Origin of the sequence: Mucilaginibacter sp. PAMB04274 (genome assembly GCF_039634385.2) — a bacterium.
In the GTDB taxonomy this organism is placed as follows: Bacteria; Bacteroidota; Bacteroidia; order Sphingobacteriales; family Sphingobacteriaceae; genus Mucilaginibacter.
The window spans coordinates 3,767,313-3,789,174 of sequence record NZ_CP155081.2 but is presented as its reverse complement, the minus strand read 5'-3'; the positions used below and the strand labels follow the sequence as shown (position 1 = coordinate 3,789,174).

Sequence of the window (21,862 nt, the reverse complement as noted above, 5' to 3'; positions counted from 1 at the left end):
CTTATAAAGTTTCTGACACGTCATCATCTACATCCTTATGGCTGTAAACTAATTTACGGTATGATACCATGATCATCACCTGTACGAGCGGAAAAGAAACCGCAAACCAGCATATTGAAGCTATTTTAAAGATGTAACTGCTGCTATCCACATCAAATAAAAATGTAATAATTAAATTGATGATGATTAGAAGTAAGGCAATAAAACCTACCACAATGAGTATAAGGCCTAACAGCTTGAAAAAATTATTCCAGGTGATGTAAAAGCTTTGTTTAAGCGACTCAATAGGCCCCGAATCTTCATCTACAATAAAGCAAAGGCAGTATATGGAGCGTACCAGAAGGTAACCAACTGCTATTATTTCTAATTTATCAACTACATTACGTACGGTTGGTGCAATATCCAATTGTAAATTCAGAAAGATAATAGTACCGATCAGAATAGTGTAAAGCACCCCGATTGTGACAAAGGAAAGGGCCATCCGGAATGAGGGCAATATATCACGAAACTCAAATTCGTAATACTCCCTATCCATAAGGGTTAAAATAAGTTTGTAAAAGCTCAGTACCAGGTAGGATTGTACAAGCATCATGAAGAAAACGAATGCTACCTGTTTATACTCATTATCATATATAACTACAAAGCCAGTGAGAAATTTGATGATCTCGTAAAAGATCAACGATATCATGGAGTAAACAATCAGCGTGATATAATTTTTTTTGATAACATTCCATGCTGTTCTTATAGTGTCGGCTATGGAAAAAGGATGATACATAGGTGCTTATGATTGTTTTAAAATAATGCGCTTACCATAGTCCTGCATAAAACCCAGGCCGTAAGCTATAAGTTGAATGAAGGCTGCGCCTATGCTCAAAAATGCAACTTTTAACGATTTGTTTTTAGACAGCGAATGAAAAAATATTAACAAAGTGAATATCACCAATACCGCATTGCCCAACCAGGCAACAGGCCAGCCAAACAAATTAGCTATAAGCGTAAACATAACCCCAAGTGTAAATACTGCCGGGAAAAAATGTACGGCCTTCAACTCTGACGGAAAGAATTTGTAAATATTGATGCGCGACCTGCCAAAGAAATGAAGCTGCTTATAAAACTGGCTGTAACTGGTGCGCCGCTTGTGGTAAACCTTGGCTTCGGGTATCAAGCCTATTTTAAAACCGGCGGTATGAATGCGGATACTGTACTCAATATCCTCGCCCAAGCGGGTAATGATGAAGCCGCCGAGTTTTTGCCACACCTGTCGTGATACGCCCATATTAAAGCTGCGCGGATGAAACTGGCCAATACCTTTTTTATTGCCACGTATGCCGCCTGTAGTAAATGGCGAGGTCATGGAATAACTGATGGCCTTTTGCATGGGCGTAAATGATGGATGTGCATCATCAGGCCCGCCATAAGCATCCAGGTAATCGGTTTCGAGGCGATTGTTGACCACCTCAAGGTAATTTTCAGGCACCAGTATATCTGAGTCGAAGATGATAAAATAGTCGCCTTTGGCTCGTTCAAAACCAAAGTTGCGGCTAAAACCCTGGCCTTCGTTGGGCTTGAAATAATAGTGTACGTCCAGCTCTCCCGTAAAGGTGGCCACAATATCTTTTGCATCTTTAACCGACCCATCCTCAATTACTAAAACCTCAAACTGCCGGTAAGTTTGGCGCATAAGGCTTTCCAGCAGTTCTTTGATCTCCTGCGGGCGGTTATAAAGTGGTATGATGATGGAGAAAAACATTATTTAAACGGGCGAATGTGCAAATATGCAGATGATAAGTTTATCTGCAAATAATATGGATCATGTCATTTCGAGTGTTAACGATAAATCGTTTCAAAGCCATTACCAGGTACTTCCGGAAATACTGCTCACTATGGTTCGGAATGACAGGGGCTTAATTCGAAATTAAACTTTGTCTTCTATTTGATAATTGTTTCGCTCAGGCGAATTGCGTGATACCAGTTCGGCCACAAACCCGGTTAAAAATAGCTGCGAACCTACCACAATGGCCACCAAAGCAAGGTAAAACATGGTGCTATCTGTTGCATCGCGATATTTTTCGTTGTGCGCAATATGAATCAGCTTTTCTGCAATAATCCATATGGTCATTACTAAGCCGATGAAAAAGCTCAGCACGCCCATTGAACCAAAAAAGTGCATGGGGCGTTTGCCAAATTTTCCTACAAAAAAGATGGAAAGCAGGTCGAGGAAGCCGTTAATAAAGCGGCTCATACCAAATTTGGTTTTGCCGTATTTGCGGGCGCGATGTTCCACTACCTGTTCACCAATTTTAGTGAAGCCGGCCCATTTGGCAATTACCGGTATGTAACGGTGCATCTCACCATAAACCTCAATATTTTTGACCACAGCTTTGCGATAGGCCTTTAAGCCGCAATTAAAATCGTGCAGATTATTAATGCCAGACATGCTGCGTGTAGCCGCGTTAAATAAACGGGTGGGTATAGTTTTGGTTAGCGGATCATACCGTTTAGCTTTCCAGCCCGATATCAGATCATAATTTTCTTCACTAATACGGCGGTATAGCTCGGGTATTTCGTCGGGGCTATCCTGCAAATCGGCATCCATAGTAATCACCACATTGCCTTGCGCGGCCTCAAAACCTGTATTTAAGGCGGCAGATTTTCCATAATTACGCCTGAATTTGATGCCCTTAACGTGCGGGTTATGGCCGTGCAGCTTGCAGATCATTTCCCATGATCCGTCTTTACTGCCATCATCAACCAAAAGTATTTCGTAAGTAAAACGGTTTTCATCCATTACCCGGCTAATCCAAGTGGTTAGTTCGGGTAACGATTCTACTTCGTTAAATAAGGGTACAACAACTGAAATATCCATGCATAAATTTTCAAGCTATGAACTAGCTTTACTCGTAGTGTGCAAAAATAGGAAAATAGTTTTGCTTTGAGAGGGATAGAGGCGAGAGTATAGAATCAAGAACACCATGAAAGATAAAAGGGTTCATTCTTTGCACGTGACTGCGTGTTAAACGTCAAAAACTATTGCACCCTGTTCCTGATTGTGTTTAAATAAACGGATGTACCAGCACCTATAAGCGTTCCGGTGGCAACATCGCTGGGGTAATGCAGGCCCAGGTACATTCTCGAATAACTAACGGAGCCAGCCCATAAAAATGCGGGAGCTATCACATACCATTTAGGGTAAAGCATAGAAAGAGATGTAGCCGTGCTCATGGAAGATGAAGCATGCCCTGAAGGGAATGAATAATCGCCGGCTATATACACGGGTACAATGCGAAAATTACCTCTGAATGGCCGCGGGCGCTTAAAAATTCGCTTGATTAATAATATAGTGCCATATGAAATAGCAGAACTGCTGGCAACATACAATGCATTTTGGCGCATGGCTTTATCATTGCTTATGGTGCCGCCTATGAGTAAGCCGGCCGGTGTGAGTAAATTTCCGTAAATATTGGTTTTCGACATGAAATAGTAAAAGCCGGTGCGTTCGGGTGTGCGGTTTTCGGCCAGATGAATCATGATCCGGTCATCCAGGCTTCGGCCAAACGGCTCTTGCATAACCTGGGCTTTTAGCCGTAAATTAAAAAGTATAAAAATGGCTATTACAGGCAGTGTCTTAAAAAGAATGATGCTCTTCATCAGGTGTTGTAACATTTGTTTGCAAGGTAGGCAAAAAGTGTTTCTTGATGTTTATCAACAGTAAAAAGCAGCTTAAGTGTTACCCTTGTAAATATTTACTGGTAATTACTAACTTTAACAAGCGTTAGTTTAAGGTGCGCGCCTGCAAAGATGTTAAAACCAAATGCATGTATTTTAGGTATTATGCAGTGGATTAATTTATTGGAGGCGTCCTTTAACCAGATACTTATCCATATTTCGCAACGTTTTTAAAATCGCCTATGAACTATCAACAACTGCTGGAAAAAGTAAAACAGCAGGTCTTATCTTATTTTAAGCTTCGTAACAACGAAAGTTTACTCTATCATAACCGTACCCACACAGAGGATGTGGTTGCAGCAGCAGTGCAAATAGCCAATCATTACCAGCTGGATGATCATGATTTTTTTGTGGTAACGGCGGCTGCCTGGTTTCATGATACCGGTTACCTCGAGAACATGAGCAACCATGAGGAGCGAAGCGCACATTTAGCCGAAGAATTTTTAAGGGCACAGTACGCCGATGAAGCGGTGATACAGGAAGTGAAAAACTGTATTATGGCCACCCGCATGCCGCAAAACCCGGTAGGGCTGTTGCAAGAAATTATATGCGACGCTGATTTATTTCATCTGGGTACCGAAGGCTTTGATGCTAAGAACAAGCAATTGCGTAAGGAGTGTAAAACAGCTTTAAACTACGATTATACAAAGCAGGACTGGCGCATAAAGACTATTAAATTTATGGAAAGCCAGCATTACCATACAGATTACGCAAGAATGCTGCTTGCCGATCAAAAAGAAAAAAATGTTCAGGAACTAAAAGATAAAGTTGCTGCCTGGGAAGAAAAAAATAAAGCCGCTGAAGCAGGGAGTAAAGAAGAAGTGCAGGAGCCGGCAGTGCCCATACAACAAGTACCAGCCCAACAAGGCGTAAATCTGGCCGATATTGGCAAGAAAACCGAGACTCCCGGGGCAACCGACAAGGAGGCTACCATTTTTCAAGAAAAGACCGGGAAAAAGAAAGAGCGCCCTGATAAAGGTATTGAAACCATGTTCAGGGTTAGTTCGAGCAATCACCAGCGTCTGAGTGATATGGCCGACAATAAGGCTCATATCATGATTACGGTTAATTCGATCATTCTTTCGGCCATTATTAGTTTACTGTTGCGCCGCCTGGAGGATTACAGTTACCTGATTATCCCTACATTCATTATTCTGGTAGTTAGTTTAACAACCATGATTTTTGCCATACTGGCAACCCGCCCCTCTATACCCGAAGGCCGGTTTTCTCAACAGGATGTTAATGATAAAAAAGTGAATTTGCTTTTCTTCGGTAATTTTTACCGTATGAATTTGCCCGAATATATAGCCGGGATGCGTAACGTAATGGCCGATCGTGAATATTTGTACGGCAGCCTTATTATTGACGTATACTCGCAGGGCGTTGTCCTTGGCCGTAAGTACCGGCTGCTGCGCATATCCTATAACATATTTATGTTTGGTTTAATTGCCTCAGTATTGGCATTCATTATTGCCTCTGCTGTTAATGGCGATGGTGGTAAACACTAAAGAGATATGCATCCAAAATTCTTTAACCGCGATGTAAGCTGGCTTTCGTTCAATGAGCGTGTGCTGCAGGAGGCTGAACGCAAAAGCTTGCCATTACTGGAAAGGATTAACTTTTTGTCTATCTATTCCTCAAACCTGGATGAGTTTTATCGTGTGCGGATGCCGGTACTATCGGCCTTAAACCGTTTGCACAGCCGCAATAAGGAAACAGGAGGGGTAAATGTTCAGGCTGATGATTTGCTTAAAGCCCAACAACTTATACAAAAAAACCAGGAGCAGTACGGGCAGATCCTTACCCAGAGCATTCTGCCCGAATTGAAAGCACAAGGTGTTAATCTGCTTTATAAAGAAGAGTTCCCACCACAGATTGCTCGGCAAATAGCCGACTACTTTTTGAGCCAGGTGATGGCATTTTTGCAGCCGGTTACACTTACAGCGGGAGGTAGTTTTTTCCCCGAGAACAATAAGCTTTACTTTTTAATTGAACTGGGTAACGAGGGTGGCGGGCAGGAACGCATTGTTGCCTTAAATATACCATCTGATGAACTACCGCGCTTTTACAGCCTGACCGTTCAGGGAGCGTATTACATCGTTTTATTGGATGATATTATACGCTATAATCTCGATAAGATTTTCTCAGAGGAAATAAAAGGATGCCACAGCTTCAAAATTACCCGCGATGCCGAATTCGATTTTGAAGACGAGTATACCGGCGATTTAGCCGATCAGTTGGAGCGGCAGTTGCGCAAGCGGGATTATGGTTTTGCTACCCGCTTTTTACATGAACCTGGCCTGTCCCTCCGGGTAATACAAAATGTAAGCAGCATACTCAACCTGAATGAGAGTAGTATTGTTGAAGGAGGACGTTACCATAACTTAAAAGATCTGGCCTCGTTACCGGTTAGTAACCCAGCCCTGAAAGCCGAAAAATGGCCGGCGTTGCGTTTTGATGCGTTGTCTGAAACACAATCATTGCTCGATATGATGGGTATGAAGGATTACGTTTTGCATCCGCCATATCATAGCTACGATACCATACTGCGTTTTTTTAACGAAGCTGCTATAAGGCCCGATGTGGAAGAGATTTATGTATCCCTATACCGGGTGGCCAGCGATTCCAAAATCGTAAATGCACTCATCAGTGCGGCCAAAAATGGCAAAAAGGTGAATGTAATGGTGGAGCTGAAAGCCCGTTTTGACGAAGCTAACAATATTAAATGGGCCAAAAAACTGAAGGCGGCAGGTGCAAGGCTAATTTATAGTGTTACTGCCCTTAAGGTGCACGCCAAAATAGCCCTGGTTAAGTTACGCTCGGGCGAGCGCATGCAGTATAGGGGCTTACTGGCTACAGGTAATTTTAACGAGAACACCGCCCGGTTTTATACCGATCATATCTTACTCACAGGCAACCGCGACTTGCTGCGCGAAATGGAACTGCTCTTTATTTTTCTGTCGAAGAGAAAGAAGCCTGCCGAGGTTAGTATCAGGCCGTTTAAACATCTGCTGGTGGCACAGTTTAACCTGCAAGAACGCTTTATGCAGCTTATAGACCGCGAGATTGAAAACCATAAGCAAGGTCTGCCATCGTCCATCATCATTAAGATGAATAACCTAGAGGAAGAAAAGCTGATTAATAAACTTTACGAGGCCTCAAACGCCGGGGTTAAAGTGCAGTTGATTGTGCGCAGCATTTGCAGGCTGGTGCCTGGCGTTCCTGGTCAGAGTGAAAATATTACGGTAACCCGTATTGTAGACCGCTACCTGGAACATGGCCGAATATTCATATTTGGCAATAACGGCAGTACAGAGGTTTTTATGGGCTCGTCAGACTGGATGAACCGCAATATTTACCACCGTATTGAGGTATGCTTTCCTGTATACAATGCAGATGTAAAACAGGAGATTATGCAGCTGATTGATCTGCAATTGCAGGATAACACACAGGCTGTATATATAGACACACAATTAAACAATATACCTGTTATGCACAATGAACCGGCTGTAAGGTCGCAACAACAGATATATGCCTTGCTGCAGAAAAAAGCGCAAAGCGTTTAGCCATTTTAAAACTTTTTCAACCATGAAAAATATTGCATTATTTATTTCTATCGGCCTGAGTTTGATGCTTTGCTCTTGTGCGCAAAGTCAGCAAAAACAATATAAAAGCCCAAAAGGATACAATTTAAAAGAGGGAACAAAGTACAAAATGCCAGAAGATTTGCTGGAGATATCGGGGCATACTTTTAAAGACGGCGACGGCCGCACATTGTACGCTATACAGGATGAGGACGGCAAATTGTATTATGGTAAGCTTACCGAAGACATGAAAGTAAGCCACACCAAATTTGGCAAACATGGCGATTATGAAGATGTAGCCATCAACGGAGACCAGGTTATTGTGCTTAAAAGCAATGGTAAACTCTATATGTTTCCCATTAGCGAAATTGGTGAGCAAGAACTGTCGAACGTAAAAGAGTTGGTTAATATTCTCCCACCCGGCGAGTACGAAAGTATGTACGCCGATGCAGCAGCGCATAAGTTGTATGTACTATGCAAAAATTGTGCAGATGAAAAAACAACCAAAAGCAGTACAGGTTACGTGTTCAACATTCAGCCTAATGATAGCTTGCAAATGGCCGGCAACTTTAAAATTGAGGTTAAACAAATTACCAAATTATTAGGCGATGATAAGATTAAGTTCAGGCCATCGGCTATGGCTAAAAACCCGATTACCAATGAGTGGTTCATTGTATCGGCTGTAAATGGCCTGTTAGTGGTAGCTGATGAAAAGTGGCAGGTTAAAGAAGTTTATCCGCTTAATCATAAAACGTTTTTGCAGCCGGAGGGTATTGCGTTTGATAAGAAGGGTAATCTCTACATCTCAAGCGAAGGGGATGAGTTTAGCAAAGGCAGTGTTATGAAGTTTACCCGATTTTAACAGGTAGTTACCTGCAATTGTAATATTCTTAGAAATTTTTAACAAGACGTAAACTTTTGGTTAACGCTGTGTTTTCTAAATAAAGGGAAAAAGCAGTTCAATGCAGAAAAAATCATTTTATATTAATAAACATCTGGCCGGGCACGACCTGGTAGAAACTGCTTTATCATTCAAACCATTTGTAAATCATTTACAAAAGCGACGGCCTACAGATGATACCATCAAAGCAAGGTTTTACAGCTTTGCGCTGGAGCATTTTGAATCGGAGACTGAGGATATAAAGGCGTCTTCTGACGAAGGGGTTCCGCCCAATGAGCATGCGCTGGAATTAATATACAGCGCACTGTCACCCGTGTTGCTTAGCGAGGAAGAATGCTATTGGGCGTTAAGTACACCGGTACCTAACCAGATATTGTATAGCACCGACTCTTTTTATAAGCTTATTACCAGTAAGGATATCCGCGAGGCATCATCATCCATTATCACTAATGATGATATGTTTCGTAAACAGCAGCTGGAGTACATTTACAGGCTTATTTTAAAGCGCCTTTATGGCTTTACCTCTGTACTGAGCAACAATATATACTACTCGTATGTAAACGCCGATACGGGCCTGAGCCGGTACTATCATATCAATATTGATACAACCTTTATTGAAATTGAAGTAAAAGGCAAACTGCCCGAGCTCGATTTTGAAACCATAGAAAATTACCTCCACGAGGACACCAGTGTAGAGGTACTTACAGAAGTATTGCCTTTAAGCTTGTTTAAGTTTGAAGGGTTTTCGGTTATTAGTTTGGAAGACGTAACCGCACGCAAGGCTATCGAAGATATACGCGATGCCATTACCGATCCGGTGGAAGACCAAAAGGAACTTTACCGCAGTGTTATTCAATCGCTCAAAACGCTGAGCGAAAGCAACCATGTTTGTTTTGGTTTGTTGCCATTTATAAAGCTTAATGGTCAGCCGCTGTTTGACTTGTCGTCTTGTTCTGAGAGTATTTTGATGCAATCGGCCCGAAAATATGGTGTAGCCGAAGAGACTTATAATGCGCTGGTAAGCCGGTACGAGAAAGAGCCTAAGGCCGTATTTTTCAGTTCTATTTCGGAAACCAGGCAGCAAAAATTTTTCTTCCTGAAAACGCTGCGCGATGCCGGCATTAAGTCTTACGCGGTTATTCCGGTGTTTTATAACAAGCATATAGCCGGGGTAATGGAGGTTTATTCTGAAAAGGAACTGGTGTTTTATGAAAACCTGCTTTCCAGGTTAGAGTTTGCCATTCCGCTAATTGCACAACTCCTGCAAAACAGCATCGAGTATTTCAATGCTTGTATTGATGATGTAATCAGAGACAAGTTTACCTCCTTGCAGCCAGCCGTGCAATGGAAGTTTAATGAAGTGGCTTGGGAGCAGATAAAGAACCCTAAGGCTAGGCGCAGGCGTACCTCACAAACACTTATTGAGTTTAAAGATGTTTACCCGCTGTACGGAGCTATTGATATACGTAATTCCACCATCGAGCGTAATATAGCGCTGCAGAATGACTTGAAACGGGTAATAAAATTACTGCTCAAAATACTGCATATTTTGGAAGACCGGTATCCCGGAAAGCAGTGGCAACCGCTGACTGAAAAAGCTAGTGACTGGTTGCAGGTAGTTGAAAAGCAAGTGAACACCAGTGATGAAATGCTGATCAACGAGTTTCTGGAAAGTGAGGCGGGACTAACGCTGGCCAATTTGAGAACGGAGCATCCTGAATCGGGCGAGATTGTTGACCGTTTCCTGGAGATGATTGCACAGGATTGCGAAGGGCCTGCTTTTACGCAGCGTAACCGCCTGGAAACAGCCATGCAAATGATTAACGCTACTATAAGCAATTATTTTGAACAGGCCGAAAAGCAGCTGCAGCAGATATACCCTTGCTATTTTGAAAAGTTTAGGACGGATGGTGTGGAGTACGACGTATACGTTGGCCAAGCTATAGCACCTAAGCAGCCTTTTGCCCCCGATTTTTTGAAGCAAATGCGCATGTGGCAACTCACTTCAATGGTTGAGGTATCGAGGCTTACGCACAATCTGCTTGATCATATGCCGGCTTCACTGCAAACTACCCAGCTTATATTTATACACAGCGTACCTATTGATATCAGCTTCCGAAACGATGAGCGTCGGTTTGATGTGGAGGGAGCTTATAACATCCGTTATGAGGTTATAAAAAAGAGAATTGACAAAGTGCTGTTAAAGGATAGCGATGAGCGCCTAACGCAACCCGGCAAAATAGCGCTGGTATATTTTACTGAGGCTGAGGCCGATGAACAACTCACTTACATTAAACAGCTGCAAGCTCAAAAGATGCTTCAGCCAGAGGTTGAAAAACTTGATCTGGAAGAACTGCAAGGTGTAGTTGGCTTAAAAGCTTTAAGGGTTAGCATAAACTTCGAAGAATAAACTTTACCTGTTGCTAACACCGGTAAAAGCAAAAGAGCAACCCATTGGGTTGCTCTTTTGCTTTTATGTAGAGTTTAAACTTAATTGCCTGAGAGGAAAACCGGGTTGGTTTCTTGCTGCGATAATGCTAATGCTTTGGCACGGCGCTCCATGCTTTTACGATACATCATTTTTTGCAGTTTGTGTGTTAAATAAGCTGAGCCAGAGCCAACCAGCATACCGCACAATACATCACTTGGATAGTGAGCGCCCCGGTACATACGTGAGTAAGCAGTTGCCGAAGCAAATGCAAAGCTTGGTGCAATTACATACCATTTAGGGTAAGCTAAACTTACAGATGTAGCTACCGAAAAAGCGGTTGATGTGTGTCCGGATGGGAAAGAATAATCGCTTGGTGAGGTATTACCCTGTAGCATCACTTTATCTCCCCAGGTAACAAATGGCCGTGGGCGTTGTATGCTGTTCTTCATAAAGAAGGTAATGGCCGTATTGCCCACTAAAGCTACACCCGTATTTAAGGCGGTTTGCTTTAATTTTTGATCGTGTGTGGCTATTCCGGCAACAGCAAGTGCAAGCGGCGTTGCCGCAGACATATAAATGGCATTGTTTGAAACGAATTTCCAGCTCGAGCTTTGGTTGCCGTTGTTAGGGTTAAACTTGTTTAATAAGCTGATGTCCCAGTTTTGCGATTTAACGAACGACGCCTGGAGTACCAGCATCAACACAATAAGTTTAAATTTCATCTATTTTAAGTAAAAGGGGTTACTAAGTATATGTACTATCAAATAACGACTTACTATAATAATGAAAGGTTGGTTAGCTTAACTTAGGTTTTCAAATCAACCTATAAAGGTTGCGTTTATAAAATTAACTAAAAATTAACAGTTTCAAAATATATTTTTAAAATAACCTGAAGACTGTAAACGATTAGCGCTGCGTTTAATTGTGCCGAATCTTACTCTTAAACAGCGCCATCAGTTTTTACCTGTGTACGGTGTTGCTGTTGTGTTTGTTTCCTTAAAAGATTAATTACTGTATAAGCACCTATTATGGCCGGGAAAAAGAGTAGGAACGAACGTTGCAATAATGTAAATATAGACAACAGGCCTGAAGGTACGATTTTGCCGAATAGTACTGATATACTTACCTCAGCAAAGCCGCTGCCGCCAGGGCTGGGGGCAAAGTAAATCATAAACTGAATAAGAATTTGTATCGATATAACCTGAACTAAACTGGCGTTTACCCCCAAACCTAGCAAAATTACATACTGCATGCAGTACTTATTCATGTACAGGACGGTAGTAATAATTAAGCTCAATGGAAAAAGGAAAGGATGTTGCTTAATAATTACGCTACAGGTTTGCTGATATTTAGAGATATTTAAAAAAGATCTTTCAGCCCAGGCTTCCAGTTTTTCACGGCGTTTAGGGAAGATAGCTGATAGCCCGTTTGCAATTTTTTTGATGATAATACCAACCCAAACCGGTTTCCAGAAAGCTAAAAGAAAAGCCAGCAAAAAGATGAGGAAAAAGCTGAAACCGTATTTTAACATGGCAGGCACTATACCGCTTACGTAACTGGTATCCATTAGCATAATAGCCACAAAGCCTGCCAGCGGCATAAATATAAGCGTAGCGCCCATGTTAATTAGGCTTACGGCAAAGGCATCAATAAAGGTAACACCATTGCTGGTGTATACATAAATCTGCGCCGGGCCGGCACCGCCGTGGGCGGGTGTTACTGCACCCATAAACATGTTGGCCACATTGGCTCTAAAACTTACCCAATGTGATACAGCCGGGTTAAGCTTACGTATATAAATGTGATTGCGCCAGCTGCCCAGCATCAAATCAACAAACAGCATTACCAAACAGATGGCAATGTATTTATACGAGATGTGTTTCAACGCCTCAATAGTTTGGCCCGTGTTGTTGTAAAAAAAGATGCCGGCTATGGTTAACACCGTAATTAGGGCAAACCATAAGCTGCCTTTAATTATTAACTTTTTATTAAACACCGACTGTGCTTCCTGCTTGCCTTCGGCTTCAATTTGCGTTTCTTGCTGGGGCGTTAGCGCAACGGGTTTGGCTTCGTTTGTGTCCGACATATGTAGTCGCTAATATATTACAATTTTAGTGCAGGTTAATATAAAGCTTCACCTTCTGATGCTTTAGGCGTTATGCCTTTCCATTTTAATATCGAGTTAAATAGATCGGCAGTACGGGCAGCGTGTGTGTTCCAGTTTTTTTGGTTGTAAATAAGCGGCACGTTAATGTGTGATTTATGCAGCGAACCATGTGAGCCCAGGTGTTCAGGGTATTCCCAAAAGTCGCGCAGATCATAACCCACACGGGCGCTTATCACAATATCGCCGGCGCGGCGGCTCTGAAACAACTGGTAAATTTGGTATAAAGAGTCAGGATAATCGCTCTCGAAAGTTTCCTCAAGAGCAGCCCGATGGCCCTTTACGCTGATGTCTTTACCTAATTTTAGCGGGTCGGCACTTTCAGGCCGGTAATTGAACGTTTCGCTATCAACTTCTATAGTGGCTTTTCCGTCCGAATTATGTACTACAAAGCTTTGTTCCCGGTTGCCGCGGTAAATGGCAAAGTCTACCGCTTTTTCGGCAATGAGGCTGTTTAAACGGGTGCTGCCCATGGCAGTCAAAATCTCATTCTCGCGCAGTACATGATCGCCCTCATGGTTCAGCAGGTGAATACTGCCGAATGAGTTGCCCGATATCATTACGGCCGATTTAGGATTGCTTTTCCATATTGTTGGATAGTAAACAGATTTTAAGCCATTGTTGGTCATCCAGTCGCCAAGGTCTAAATGCTTATTGGTAGGGGTAAGGCCATGGTCTGAAGTCATGATAAATAAGGTATCATCCCACCATCCTTTCTTCTCCAGCAGCGCACGCACTTCGCCCAAGCTGTTATCTACAATCTTATAAGCTTCGATGGTACGCTCATCACGCACATGATGATAATGCGAATCCCAGTCTACACTCGGAAACACGGCAAACAAAAAGTCGAAATCCTTGCCCGAGTGCAGCATATCCATAATACGCTGGTGGCCTTGCAGGTCAACCGGGTGATGCCGTTTCCAAAAATGTGCGCGGGTATACAATACCCCTTTTCCCTTCTTACCTAAATCATACTCGTCGGGTACGTTGCGCGTAATCATGTTGTACAGATTGTACGATTCGCCCATCAATTCAAATAGGGTGGGCTTGTCGGCCGGCATATCGGTGTTGAACCAGGCTGCTTCAGGTCCGCAGTAGGAACGCATGGCATTTTTGTTCCAGCGTGTACGTTTAAACTCTTTTTTATCAAACCAGCGTATACCGGTAATGCCCATGGTGCCTGGGAAATGCCCGGTTAAAAATGGCAAATAAGCAGGACCGGTAGTTGAAGGAAAACAGGTGGTGGCTTTGCGGATAGTGCCCTCGTCAATAATCCTTTTTATATTGGGTAGTATACCTTGGTTTATCAGTTCGGGCATTATTTCGCTGTGGGCGCCGTCCACCAAATAAAACAAGGTTCGTTTTTTATTCTGCATTCAATCAAAAGTTCTTAAAAGGATTAAGCGTACCTGCGCTAATTAAGCCGTGCTCAGGCAATGTTACAAATGTAAATTTATCGGCTCAATAATAAAGCCCATAAGTTTGTTTATACGTTATTTGTGTTAGTATATTACAGCACGTCTAAAATTTTAATGAGTTTTTAATATATTTTTTACACATCGTTGCTTCGGCTCTCACAAAATCAACCTTTTAGTGTTAATGTTGAAGTTTACAAGCAGCTAAACATAAATTAACAGATACTTACAAACGGTTTATCACTAAGATGCCCTCATACAGACATTATTTACCTACTTCGTTATTAATTTTGGCGGGTGCCATTATAGCGCCTGTTACCAGTATTTCAGCACAAAGCAAACCTAAAGCCGACAGCATAACCATCGCCGTAGCGTCCGACTATAACCGCGTGAGCGGAGTTCATCGTTTCCTTTTGGGCGAAAACTATCGTAAAGAGTGGGGCACACCCGTTAAACTGCGTATTGTTAACCTTGCCACCGAAAAGGGCGGATTGGTTATTGAAGAAAAAGGAGGCGGCATGCAAACCAAATCGCTGCGCTTAAAAGATAAAACGGGGCAGGAGTGGGTGTTGCGTTCGGTACAAAAGTATCCGGAGCGTGTTTTGCCGCCGCAATTACGTTCGGGCTTAACCAAAGCTATCATTCAGGATCAAACATCTACCGCTAATCCTTTTGCCTCGTTAACGGTACCGGTTCTGGCCGATGCGCTGCAGATAAAGCATTCTAACCCGGAAATAGTTTATATAGGCGACGATCCGGTATTGGGTAAGTTTCGTAAAGATTATAAAAATGCCGTATACCTGTTTGAAGAACGTGAACCGCTCGAATCAGACAATACCGATAATACCAAAAAGGTACAAAAGAAACTACGCGAAGATAACGACGTTCGCGTTGACCAAAAGCTGGTTTTAAGGGCACGTTTGCTTGACCACGTTTTGGGCGACTGGGACCGCCATGATGACCAGTGGCGCTGGGATAAAGCTAAAGACAAAAAGGAAACAGTTTATACGCCCATCCCACGCGACCGCGATCAGGTCTATTACAAAACATCGGGCGTGCTGCCCTGGATTGTATCACACCAGTGGTTAAAAGCTAAGTTTCAGCCTTATAGCGACAATGTACGCGATGTTGGTGCCTGGAACTTTAACGGCCGTAACTTTGACCGGTACTTCTTAAATGAGCTGAGTGAGAAGGATTGGAAAGAACAGATTGAGTACGTACAAACGCATTTAACCAATGAGGTGGTTGATAAAGCCATGCACCGTATGCCGCCAAAGGTATATGCCCTATCCGGTAAAAAGATAACCAAAACTCTTTTGGCCCGCCGTGATAACCTTAATAAGATAGGCATGGAGTATTACCGTTTTTTGTCAAAAACAGTGGATGTGCCTGCAAGTGAAAAGGATGAGTTGATAGAGGTGAAAATGCGCGACAGCGGCCGGGTTAAGCTGGTTGTTCGGAATATTAAAAAAGACAATACGGTGGGCCGCGAAGTATACGAGCGTACGTTTAACCCCGATGTAACCGACGAAATAAGGGTTTACGGTTTCGGTGGTGGCGATAAGTTTGAGGTAACGGGTAACGTTAAGTCGCCTATAAAGGTTAGAATGATTGGGGCAACTGGCAGCATAGATACATTTGTGGTAAGCAAGGAGGTTGACAATAAACACAAGCTCTATGTATATGACCGCAAGGATGAAACTAATGTATTGCCAGACCGCAGCTTGGCCCGTGTACGCACCGGAGCCGATACCACAGTTACGTATTTTGACCGCAAAAACTTTAAGTACGACCGGCCCGAACCCATTGTATTTGCCCGGTATAATAATGATTATGGTGTTATCCTAAGCCTGGGTTATGCCTATACCAAGCAAGGTTTTAGGAACGATCCTTATGAATGGCGGCAGGAGGTGATAGCAAATTATGCGTTTGGCCGTAAATCTTTCCTGATACGTTATAACGGTGATTTTAAAAATGCAATTGGCAATAATGACATTATAGCGCATCTTACTTCAAGAGGTCCGCACAATATCAGTAACTTCTTTGGTGTTGGCAACGAAACTTCTTTCAATCCGGATAATAACGGCATCCAATTGTTCCGTAACCAGTACGACCATATATATGGCGATGTACGGCTGGCACATACCTACAATAAGGTTAAGTTAAGCGCCGGTGTAACCGGACAATTTTATTACGCAGATGCTACCGAAAATGTAAATCGTTACTTGGGTATTTACAATTTGCAAAATCCGCAAGAGCAGGTGTTTGGTACTAAAACTTACGCAGGTTTAATAACCGGTGCCGAAATAGATACTCGTAATAACCAGTTACTAACCTCAAAAGGTGTTTATTGGAATACCACTTTAAGAGGATTGCAGGAACTAAGCCACCGAAACCAGCGGTATGCGCAGTTGCAAACAGAGTTTAGCTTTTTCGTTAACCCCGATCGTGATTCGGTATTTGTAATTGCAACCCGGTTAGGTGGCGGAACAACCTTAGGCCATGCCGAATATTTTCAACAGCTAAAGCTGGGCGGGTCAGATAACCTTCGTGGTTTCCGTACGTGGCGGTTTACTGGTAAGAGCATGGTATATAACAATATTGAAGCGCGTTTAAAAGTACTCGATTTTAACTCGTACCTGTTTCCGGGCAGCTTGGGTATTATTGGCTTTAATGACGTAGGCAGGGTTTGGACTCCCGGCGAAAAATCATCACAGTGGCATGATGGGTATGGTGGCGGTATCTTCCTGGTTCCAGCCGAATTGTTATTGATTCAGGCAACCATAGGCCACTCTAAAGAAGGGAAATTTGTATACGTTAACTTAGGTTACAGGTTTTAACAGTAACGAATCATAAGGCATACAGGTTGTTAAAGCCTGTTTGCCTTATATATACATATATACAATAAGTAACAAACTACCCTTGAGTTAATTTAATCTCAGGCAGTTGTTAACAGTATCTATAAATTCGTTAAGATCAAAAGGTTTTGCGATCACCGCATCACAACCGAAACTAAAGAAATCGAGTTTGGAGGTGTAAGCCGAAAAGATAATGACCGGTATTTTATGTAAGGATTTATGCGATTTAAACATGCGGCATATCTCGCCACCATTATCATCCATCAGTTTATAATCCAAAATGATTAGATCAGGCTTGTAGTCTTCAGCTACAGTCACTATAGATTTACTCTCTGATGTGCTTTTAACCTCAAATTGCTCGTAGGTAAGAACTTCATGCACTATCTCCAGGATATCCATATTATCGTCAAGTACCAAGATACGTTTCAACATATTGTCAGCTTTAAAATTAAAAAGGCTGAGAGGTTGTGCATATGCATAGTGTAACGCTACGCTGGAGTACGGGAAGTGCTAAAATGAGTCAGATTTTTTAATTAAAACAAAACTACTAAAATTATCAAATATTAAGAAGCTTAGTTTTAAATTAACAGTTTTACGCACAAGTTTAAAATTGTAAGCGTAGTACTTTATGCATTGCCTTATTAATGGGGATGTAAGGCAATTATATTACCTCCTTTATGCAAACGAAGGCTGGTTAGAAAGCATTTCTATCTTACTCACTAGCTCCTCCATATCAAAAGGTTTAGCTAGAAAGTCGTTGGCTCCAGCTTCCAAAGCCGATTCCTTAATGTCTTTACTGGCCGACACCATAAGCACCGGAATATGGCGGGTGTCTGCTTTAGATTTTAACTCCTTACAAATATCTCGACCATCACAGCCCGACATCCATATATCCAATAATAAAACATCCGGATAATCATCCTGAATAGCCAAAACATCTATACCGTTATAGGTAGAAGACACCTCGTACCCGTAAAATTCAAGTATCATTTCTACTGCATCTACAATTCCCGGATCGTCGTCTGCAATCAGTATTCGCTTTGGCATGTTATCATTAGGTAACTACAAACTTAAATAATTGTAAAATCAGTTAAAAAATTATTTAAAAATAATTGTTGCAACTTGTAAAATAAGTGAATAGAAGGCTTTTATGATATACGTTTGGGACTATATCAGTCCTAGCGGTGTAATGGTAGTGAAATGCAAAAGGTAGACCCTTCGCCTACAACAGAGTTAACCCAAATTCGTCCTCCCTCGCGTTGTATAATTTCCGACGATATATACAGCCCAAGGCCCAGCCCCGGAAAAGTGTGTTGCTTATCGCCGCTTACACGATAAAATTGCTCAAATACTCTGTCCTTTTTATCGGCGCTTATGCCAATACCAAAATCTTGCACGCATAAATTCAATTCATCACCTTCAACGGTTGTTTTGATAATGATTTTATCTGCAAGTGGCGAGTACTTAATGGCGTTGGTTATTAAGTTAGTTATTACCTGCCCTATACGATCTCGGTCAGCGTAAACTGTAATTCCGGGTTGCAGTTCGGTAATTATTTGGTGTTTTGTTGTAGTACGTTGTAAGTCTTCAATCAATTCACCGGCTAATGCACCGAAATCAAAATAGTCGTCATTAAACTGCAGGCGGCCCGATTGTATTTTAGTGACATCCAGCAAGTCGCCAATGAGGCTGGTTAAGCGGTCAACCTGGGCATTCATTTTGTTGAGCATGTTTGCCTTCTTTTCATCGCCCTCGCGCTGAAAAACAGCTTGCAATACTTGCGTATAAGCCTTTATGCTGGTTACGGGTGTTTTAAGCTCGTGGCTGGCTATGCCTATAAACTCGTCTTTTTGCTGCTGTAATTGCTTTTGCTCGGTAATATCCACGCAAGCGCCGATGTAACCTTTAAAAAAGCCTTCGGCACTATACTGCGGGTTGCCAGTACATACCACCCAGCGGGTAGTACCATCTATGTGTTTAAGCCTGAATTGACATTCGTGAAATCGCTGTGCCTGAAAATCCCCCTTAAATTTATTGGATGTAAATTCAAGGTCTTCAGTTGCGATAGAATTGAGCCAGCCGGCACCAAGGTGTGCACTCAGTTCTTTTCCCGTCCAATTTATCCACACTTTGTTAACGTAAGTAATGCCGCCTTCATCGTTACACATCCACAAAGCGGCAGGCGAAGCAGTGGTTATAGCCCTAAATACCTCTTCACTATCAATAAGTGCCTTGCGAGCTTCAATCTCAGGCCTTAAATCGCGCACTACCGATGCGTTGCCAACAGGTTCGCCCGTTGCTGTGTCTCTTAAAAGCAAGGTTGTTGCAAAGCCTGGAATAGGTTCGCCGGTTTTAAAGTTGCGGTACATTACCTGCCCTTCCCACCGCCCCTCTTTTAACAAAGTAGGGTTAATAACCTGATGAATTTTTTCAACCTCAGACGGCATTACATATTCTGCAAGATGACGTTTGGCTTCTTCCAAGCTGTCAAAGTCCATCATCTGTACGCCTGCATGGTTAAGGTAAGTTAATTTGCCGCTCCAGTCGCTCAGGCTAATAAAATCATTGCTGTTTTCAATAAGCCATAAAAGCTTTTGCTGCTCCTGTCTGGCTTCTGCTTCAGCAGTTATATCCTGTACAATACCTGCAAAATGCACAGGCTTGTCGTTTTCAAAGGAATATCTGCCCAGCACTTTTGCCCAATGTACCGAGCCATCGTTCCATACAAAGCGTGCCTCGTAAAGCAACTTGCCGGTTTTCATCGCTTCATCATAAGCTGCCTGGCGTAGTTGCCTGTCATCGGGATGTACGTAATCTATAAAGGCATTGCGTGTAATGCCTGTAGTGTCGTTTCCGGTTAAAATTTTGGCGAATAAGGGTGTGTAGGTAATATTATTAGTAGGCAAGTGAATTAAAAAGCTGCCCGCGTCAATGTTTTCTAAGGCGAGCTGAGCCAGTTGCTCGGCAGTATGAGCTTTTTCATCAGCTATTACCTGACTGCTAATATCTTGGGCAATACCCGAGAAGCGAATAGCTTTTCCCTCTCCGTTAAAATAAGCCTTGCCTCTGCAATGCAGCCAGCGCAGCTGTCCATCCTCCACGCCAATGGTTCTGAACTTTATGTTGTACTGACCGCCCGACTGCGGGTTGAGTGCCCAGTTCACTGCCCCGTCAACCATGAGCTGGTCATCCGGATGCATGCAATTTAAAACCTCGTCATAAGCAACCACATCATCTTTCGAAAACCCAAAAAGCTGTTTTACCCGGTCGTCCCAAGTTACTAACTGATGTTGAAGATTCAAATCCCAGGTTCCGATACCGGCAGCTGTAAGTGAGAAAGCCAGTTGCTGTTCGGCTTCATCAGCACGCTTGCGGGCCAGTACCAGGTCGGTTACATTGGTAGCTGTATTTAATATTGCCCAAACAACGCCGTCTTTATCAAATAAAGGTTTGTAAGTAAAATTGTAAAAATAATCTTGCAAAACGCCATCCACAACAAGCTTAACTAAATCTTCCTTAGCTTCATAAGTAGTACCGCTGCTGTAAACGTCTTGCAGGAGCTGATGAAAGGGCTGGCCATCCAGTTCGGGTAGGGCTTCATGCAATGTCTTACCTATAACCGAAGCATCCTTACCCCATGTGCCAACAATCATAGCCTTGTTAGCAAAATGTATGCGCATCTCGGGGCCGGTGTAAAGCCCTATAGGGGTGGGCGATTCCTCTATTAACGCACGAAGTGCAGCAATATCATTCTGTAGGGATTCCATCTAATAGTTTAACGGGGGCATGTCTGCATTCTCACTTAATCAGAGATAAAAAGCATGTCCACATAGATACGGATAATATATTTTCGGGGCTTAAAGAATTTTAAAATAAAGAATACTGCATGGCCCGCGGTGATAACGGCTGATAATTTTGCACTGCTATAGCCGCATAATTGTTATTGGTGATCGTAAAAACCGGCGATTCCTCATAGCGGCTGGCCACATGTACCTGCGTAACGCCTGCATGTTCAACAAAAAGGTTACGTGCCAGTTTAGGGCAGTTGTTATCCTTTGATAAATGCGACAACAACACATGGCTCATAAAGTCGGGTTTATGATTGATGAACAGGTCAAGCGCCTGCCGGTTGGATAAGTGGCCACGGCCACCGGTTATACGCCTTTTTAAATGATAGGGGTAGTTACCCTGTGCCAGCATTTGCTCGTCGTAATTAGTTTCTAAAAATGCAGCATGGCATTGCTTAAAATGTGTGATAAGATGTTGGCAGGGTGCACCTATATCGGTAAACACGCCTACATTAATATCATTGTAAGATACAACGAAACTATGCGGCTCGGCAGCATCATGAAACTTAGGGAATGCCGATATGGTAAGGTTGCCTGCCTTTACAGGCTCGTAGCCTCTAAAAGTGCGTACCAAATGCTGCTCTAAAAATAAGCGGCCATATTGCATGGTGGCATGGGTAATATATACCGGCAACTGGTATTTTTTAGAAAGCACAGCAACGCCGCGAATATGGTCTGAGTGCTCATGCGAAATGAATATAGCTTTCACTTTTTGCATAGAAAGGCCCAGGCGTTGCATGCGTTTTTCGGTTTCGCGGCATGATATGCCTACGTCAATCAGCACGGCCTCATGCTGATTGCCCACATAGTAACAGTTGCCGTTGCTGCCCGAGTTAAGTGAAGTAATGTATAAAGCCATTTGCAATTACAAAGTAACCGGTTTTTGGCCAAAGTAATTAAGGTTTGATTAATTTATTTTCAGAATGGATTTTAGA

Annotated in this window: 16 protein-coding genes; 5 read left to right on the top strand and 11 right to left on the bottom strand. The window is 42.6% G+C overall.

What is annotated here, in order from left to right; genetic code table 11:
* Position 1: 1 nt before the first annotated feature.
* The 4 genes from ABDD95_RS15900 to ABDD95_RS15885 form a co-directional block, all read right to left on the bottom strand.
* On the bottom strand, positions 2–775 hold the full coding sequence (locus tag ABDD95_RS15900) for a hypothetical protein (protein WP_345948325.1): 774 nt from the start codon (positions 773–775) through the stop codon (positions 2–4).
* Between the two features lie 6 nt (positions 776–781).
* Entirely contained in the window at positions 782–1,750 is a 969-nt protein-coding gene (locus ABDD95_RS15895) for a glycosyltransferase (RefSeq protein ID WP_345948324.1), read from the bottom strand.
* Between the two features lie 165 nt (positions 1,751–1,915).
* Positions 1,916–2,866 carry a glycosyltransferase family 2 protein gene (locus tag ABDD95_RS15890; RefSeq protein WP_345948323.1) on the bottom strand — a complete coding sequence of 317 codons (951 nt, stop codon included), beginning with the start codon at positions 2,864–2,866 and terminating at the stop codon, positions 1,916–1,918.
* A 161-nt stretch (positions 2,867–3,027) separates the two neighbouring features.
* Positions 3,028–3,648: a phosphatase PAP2 family protein gene (locus tag ABDD95_RS15885; protein WP_345948322.1), complete on the bottom strand. Its 621-nt coding sequence runs from the start codon at positions 3,646–3,648 to the stop codon at positions 3,028–3,030.
* Between the two features lie 260 nt (positions 3,649–3,908).
* On the opposite strand from ABDD95_RS15885, the gene ABDD95_RS15880 reads away from it, so the two are divergent.
* From ABDD95_RS15880 to ABDD95_RS15865, 4 genes are all read left to right on the top strand, one after another.
* Complete coding sequence (locus ABDD95_RS15880) at positions 3,909–5,234, top strand: Pycsar system effector family protein (RefSeq protein WP_345948321.1); 1,326 nt, start codon at positions 3,909–3,911, stop codon at positions 5,232–5,234.
* A gap of 6 nt (positions 5,235–5,240) precedes the next feature.
* A complete protein-coding gene (ppk1, locus tag ABDD95_RS15875) occupies positions 5,241–7,292 on the top strand; it encodes a polyphosphate kinase 1 (RefSeq protein WP_345948320.1) in 2,052 nt (683 codons plus the stop codon).
* A gap of 22 nt (positions 7,293–7,314) precedes the next feature.
* Complete coding sequence (locus ABDD95_RS15870) at positions 7,315–8,172, top strand: SdiA-regulated domain-containing protein (RefSeq protein WP_345948319.1); 858 nt, start codon at positions 7,315–7,317, stop codon at positions 8,170–8,172.
* A 100-nt stretch (positions 8,173–8,272) separates the two neighbouring features.
* Positions 8,273–10,621, top strand: coding sequence for a GAF domain-containing protein (locus ABDD95_RS15865; RefSeq protein ID WP_345948318.1), 2,349 nt, complete (start codon positions 8,273–8,275; stop codon positions 10,619–10,621).
* Positions 10,622–10,701: 80 nt separating this feature from the next.
* Here ABDD95_RS15865 and ABDD95_RS15860 read toward each other — a convergent pair whose 3' ends face one another.
* From ABDD95_RS15860 to ABDD95_RS15850, 3 genes are all read right to left on the bottom strand, one after another.
* Positions 10,702–11,364 (bottom strand): phosphatase PAP2 family protein, encoded by a 663-nt coding sequence (locus ABDD95_RS15860; RefSeq protein ID WP_345948317.1) that lies wholly within the window; start codon positions 11,362–11,364, stop codon positions 10,702–10,704.
* A gap of 218 nt (positions 11,365–11,582) precedes the next feature.
* A complete protein-coding gene (locus tag ABDD95_RS15855; RefSeq protein ID WP_345948316.1) occupies positions 11,583–12,728 on the bottom strand; it encodes a lysylphosphatidylglycerol synthase transmembrane domain-containing protein in 1,146 nt (381 codons plus the stop codon).
* A 35-nt stretch (positions 12,729–12,763) separates the two neighbouring features.
* Positions 12,764–14,182: an alkaline phosphatase family protein gene (locus tag ABDD95_RS15850; protein ID WP_345948315.1), complete on the bottom strand. Its 1,419-nt coding sequence runs from the start codon at positions 14,180–14,182 to the stop codon at positions 12,764–12,766.
* 287 nt (positions 14,183–14,469) lie between these two features.
* Here ABDD95_RS15850 and ABDD95_RS15845 point away from each other — a divergent pair, with 287 nt between their 5' ends.
* Positions 14,470–17,061 carry a BamA/TamA family outer membrane protein gene (locus tag ABDD95_RS15845; RefSeq protein WP_345948314.1) on the top strand — a complete coding sequence of 864 codons (2,592 nt, stop codon included), beginning with the start codon at positions 14,470–14,472 and terminating at the stop codon, positions 17,059–17,061.
* An 87-nt stretch (positions 17,062–17,148) separates the two neighbouring features.
* Here the strand turns inward: ABDD95_RS15845 and ABDD95_RS15840 are convergent, their stop codons facing one another.
* From ABDD95_RS15840 to ABDD95_RS15825, 4 genes are all read right to left on the bottom strand, one after another.
* A complete protein-coding gene (locus tag ABDD95_RS15840; protein WP_345948313.1) occupies positions 17,149–17,511 on the bottom strand; it encodes a response regulator in 363 nt (120 codons plus the stop codon).
* 243 nt (positions 17,512–17,754) lie between these two features.
* Positions 17,755–18,126, bottom strand: a complete 372-nt coding sequence (locus ABDD95_RS15835; RefSeq protein ID WP_345948312.1) for a response regulator transcription factor — start codon at positions 18,124–18,126, stop codon at positions 17,755–17,757.
* Between the two features lie 131 nt (positions 18,127–18,257).
* Positions 18,258–20,846 carry a PAS domain S-box protein gene (locus ABDD95_RS15830; protein ID WP_345948311.1) on the bottom strand — a complete coding sequence of 863 codons (2,589 nt, stop codon included), beginning with the start codon at positions 20,844–20,846 and terminating at the stop codon, positions 18,258–18,260.
* Between the two features lie 100 nt (positions 20,847–20,946).
* Positions 20,947–21,786 (bottom strand): MBL fold metallo-hydrolase, encoded by an 840-nt coding sequence (locus ABDD95_RS15825; RefSeq protein WP_345948310.1) that lies wholly within the window; start codon positions 21,784–21,786, stop codon positions 20,947–20,949.
* Positions 21,787–21,862 lie beyond the last annotated feature (76 nt).